The sequence below is a fragment of the Pseudomonas sp. 05T35 genome (genome assembly GCF_056396605.1).
The window spans coordinates 1-3,943 of sequence record NZ_JBFTLU010000429.1; the positions used below are offsets into that span (position 1 = coordinate 1).

The following is a 3,943-nucleotide window of genomic DNA, read 5'->3' on the forward strand; positions in this document are numbered from 1 at the left end:
GACCAGGACCGGTTTTTGTAAGGAGCGCTATTCCCTTGTCATACAAGGGAAGGAAGATGGTGCACCAGGCGGGATTCGAACCCACGACCCCTGCCTTCGGAGGGCAGTACTCTATCCAGCTGAGCTACTGGTGCAATGCGGGCGCCATGATACTCATATGCGCTGCGGGCGTCCATGCTGCTGAATAGCCTGATGTTTCGCGCCCGTCGAGCGGGTGTTTACTACGTTGATCAGAAAAATAAGGCAAATGCGGCGTTTTCGTTCTTTTTTTCGAACAGCCTATTGTCCTTTACCCCCTTTGATCCTAGGATTCGTTTGAGATTTCAAACGCTCTTGTCTGGGTGCTGAACCGCACGAGCTTCAATAGTGCGCTATTTATGTGCTTCAGCCCGGTGAATGATTTCCCTGACGGCAGCCTTCAAGGCGCCTTTCTACAATCATAATTTGCTCCGCGCGTGCGCGGTGCTGTTAAGGAAAGCCGACATGCAGCTTAAAGACACCCTGTTGTTCCGCCAGCAAGCCTTCATTGATGGCGCCTGGGTCGATGCGGACAATGGTCAGACGATCAACGTCACCAACCCGGCAACGGGCGAAATTCTGGGCTCCGTGCCGAAAATGGGCGCTGCCGAAACCCGCCGTGCAATCGAAGCCGCTGACAAAGCGCTGCCGGCCTGGCGTGCACTGACCGCCAAAGAGCGCGCGAACAAGCTGCGTCGCTGGTTCGAACTGATCATTGAGAACCAGGACGACCTGGCTCGCCTGATGACTCTGGAGCAGGGCAAGCCATTGGCTGAAGCCAAGGGCGAAATCGTTTACGCCGCGTCCTTCATCGAATGGTTCGCCGAAGAAGCCAAGCGCATCTACGGTGACGTGATTCCGGGCCACCAGCCAGACAAGCGCCTGATCGTGATCAAGCAGCCGATCGGCGTGACCGCTGCGATCACTCCGTGGAACTTCCCGGCTGCCATGATCACCCGTAAAGCTGGCCCGGCCCTGGCCGCCGGCTGCACCATGGTGCTCAAGCCCGCTTCGCAAACGCCTTACTCGGCCTTCGCCCTGGCTGAGCTGGCCCAACGTGCCGGTATCCCGAAAGGCGTGCTGAGCGTTGTCACCGGTAGCGCCGGCGACATCGGCAGCGAGCTGACCAGCAACCCGATCGTGCGCAAGCTGTCCTTCACCGGCTCGACCGAAATCGGTCGTCAGCTGATGGCTGAATGCGCCAAGGACATCAAGAAAGTCTCCCTCGAGCTGGGCGGCAACGCTCCGTTCATCGTGTTCGACGACGCGKACCTGGATAAGGCCGTCGAAGGCGCGATCATTTCCAAATACCGCAACAACGGCCAGACCTGCGTCTGCGCCAACCGTCTGTACATTCAGGATTCGGTGTACGACGCGTTCGCTGAAAAACTCAAAGTGGCCGTGGCCAAACTCAAGATCGGCAACGGTCTGGAAGAAGGCACCACCACTGGCCCGTTGATCGACGGCAAAGCCGTGGCCAAGGTTCAGGAGCACATTGCTGATGCCCTGAGCAAAGGCGCGACCCTGCTGGCTGGTGGCAAGGTCATGGAAGGCAACTTCTTCGAGCCGACCATCCTGACCAACGTGCCGAAAAGCGCTGCTGTGGCCAAGGAAGAAACCTTCGGTCCATTGGCGCCACTGTTCCGCTTCAAAGACGAAGCCGAAGTGATCGCGATGTCGAACGACACCGAGTTCGGCCTGGCCTCGTACTTCTATGCGCGTGACCTGGGCCGTGTGTTCCGTGTGGCTGAGGCCCTGGAATACGGCATGGTCGGCGTCAACACCGGGTTGATCTCCAACGAAGTCGCGCCGTTCGGCGGCATCAAGGCCTCGGGCCTGGGCCGTGAAGGCTCCAAGTACGGCATCGAAGATTATCTGGAAATCAAATACCTCTGCCTGGGCATCTGATCAGGTAAGGAATTAAACGCAAAGGGCACGAGAGCGCTGTCCCTTTGCGGGCTTCAAACGTTATTTCTCGGTGGCCGGGAAAGCTGTGGCAGTCGATCATCGCATGCYGCCGTAGTTGCCTCCCCGCCACGTATTCCTTGGACCACGCCGCCCGATGAGCGGTGAATGAGGACTTTATGAGCAAGACCAACGCATCCCTGATGAAACGCCGTGAAGCCGCTGTACCACGCGGTGTTGGCCAGATTCACCCGATCTTCGCCGACCATGCGAAGAACGCCACCGTGACCGACGTTGAAGGTCGCGAGTTCATCGACTTCGCCGGCGGTATTGCCGTGCTGAACACCGGTCACCTGCACCCGAAAGTCATCGCGGCCGTGACCGAGCAGCTGAACAAGCTGACTCACACCTGCTTCCAGGTGCTGGCTTACGAACCGTACGTAGAACTGTGCGAAAAAATCAACGCCAAGGTTCCAGGTGATTTCGCCAAGAAAACCCTGCTGGTGACCACCGGTTCCGAAGCCGTGGAAAACTCCATCAAGATCGCTCGTGCTGCCACTGGCCGTGCCGGCGTGATCGCCTTCACCGGCGCTTACCACGGTCGCACCATGATGACCCTGGGCCTGACCGGTAAAGTCGTGCCTTACTCGGCCGGCATGGGCCTGATGCCAGGCGGCATCTTCCGCGCGCTGTACCCGAACGAACTGCATGGCGTGAGCATCGACGATTCGATCGCCAGCATCGAGCGCATCTTCAAGAACGACGCCGAGCCGCGTGACATCGCTGCCATCATCATCGAGCCGGTTCAGGGCGAAGGTGGTTTCTACGTTGCGCCGAAAGAGTTCATGAAGCGTCTGCGTGCCCTGTGCGACCAGCACGGCATTCTGTTGATCGCGGACGAAGTACAAACCGGCGCTGGTCGTACCGGCACCTTCTTCGCCATGGAACAGATGGGCGTCGCTGCCGACCTGACCACCTTTGCCAAGTCCATCGCTGGCGGCTTCCCGCTGGCCGGTGTGTGCGGCAAGGCTGAATACATGGACGCTATCGCTCCAGGCGGCCTGGGCGGCACTTACRCCGGTAGCCCGATCGCTTGCGCCGCTGCGCTGGCGGTGATGGAAGTGTTCGAAGAAGAGCACCTGCTGGATCGCTGCAAGGCAGTCGGCGAGCGTCTGGTCACTGGCCTCAAAGCCATCCAGGCCAAGTACCCGGTGATCGGCGACGTGCGTGCCCTGGGCGCGATGATCGCGGTTGAACTGTTCGAAAACGGCGACAGCCACAAGCCTAACGCCGCCGCCGTCGCCAAAGTCGTGGCCAAGGCGCGCGACAAGGGGCTGATCCTGCTGTCGTGCGGTACTTACGGCAACGTGTTGCGTGTACTGGTGCCGTTGACTGCACCAGACGAGCAACTGGATAAAGGTCTGGCGATCATGGAAGAGTGCTTCGCCGAGCTCTGATTGCCCAGTGTGACCTGATCGACAAAAAACCCGCTTCGGCGGGTTTTTTTTGTCACTTGAAACACATCGGCGGCTTTTGCGCTGTATCGAATGGCCAGCATTGTCTAAGGTGCAGGTATTGCCTCGGAGTGAACTGATGACCGCTGTTGATTTACCGGCTGTACCGCGAGTGCTGATCGCTGAGTCTGACCCTTGGTCTCGAGACCTGCTMAAGCAGGTGTTGCTGCACGTGCGCTGCGATGCGCGACTGGATCTGTGCAGCGATGGCCAGCAGGCGCTGGAGCTGCTGRGTGAAAATCCTTATGACCTGGTGATCGCCGATTGGGAGCTTTCCGGCGTCGATGGCCTGGGTTTGCTGCGCAGCGTGCGTCAGCGGCGGCGTAACCCGGTGTTGCCGTTCATTTTGATGAGCAACCGTAACGACAGCGCCAGCGTGCGCGAGGTATTGCCGCTGGCCCCGACGGCCTATCTGACCAAGCCCCTGAACATGGAAGGTCTGACTCAGCGCCTGCAGGACTTGCTCCTGAGTGCCGGCCAGACGGTTTCCTGTGACGTTCCGACGC

3 protein-coding genes and 1 tRNA gene are annotated in these 3,943 nt (G+C 59.3%); 3 read left to right on the forward strand and 1 reads right to left on the reverse strand.

Annotated features, from left to right (window positions below):
- Window positions 1-57 precede the first annotated feature (57 nt).
- Window positions 58-134, reverse strand: a tRNA-Arg gene (locus AC1DH9_RS24530).
- Between the two features lie 349 nt (window positions 135-483).
- On the opposite strand from AC1DH9_RS24530, the gene gabD reads away from it, so the two are divergent.
- From gabD to AC1DH9_RS24545, 3 genes are all read left to right on the forward strand, one after another.
- Window positions 484-1,926 carry an NADP-dependent succinate-semialdehyde dehydrogenase gene (gene gabD, locus AC1DH9_RS24535; protein WP_477808934.1) on the forward strand — a complete coding sequence of 481 codons (1,443 nt, stop codon included), beginning with the start codon at window positions 484-486 and terminating at the stop codon, window positions 1,924-1,926.
- Between the two features lie 176 nt (window positions 1,927-2,102).
- Window positions 2,103-3,380 carry a 4-aminobutyrate--2-oxoglutarate transaminase gene (gene gabT, locus AC1DH9_RS24540; RefSeq protein ID WP_477808935.1) on the forward strand — a complete coding sequence of 426 codons (1,278 nt, stop codon included), beginning with the start codon at window positions 2,103-2,105 and terminating at the stop codon, window positions 3,378-3,380.
- Between the two features lie 136 nt (window positions 3,381-3,516).
- Window positions 3,517-3,943: response regulator (locus AC1DH9_RS24545; RefSeq protein WP_477808936.1), on the forward strand; the 427-nt coding region annotated here is incomplete at its 3' end.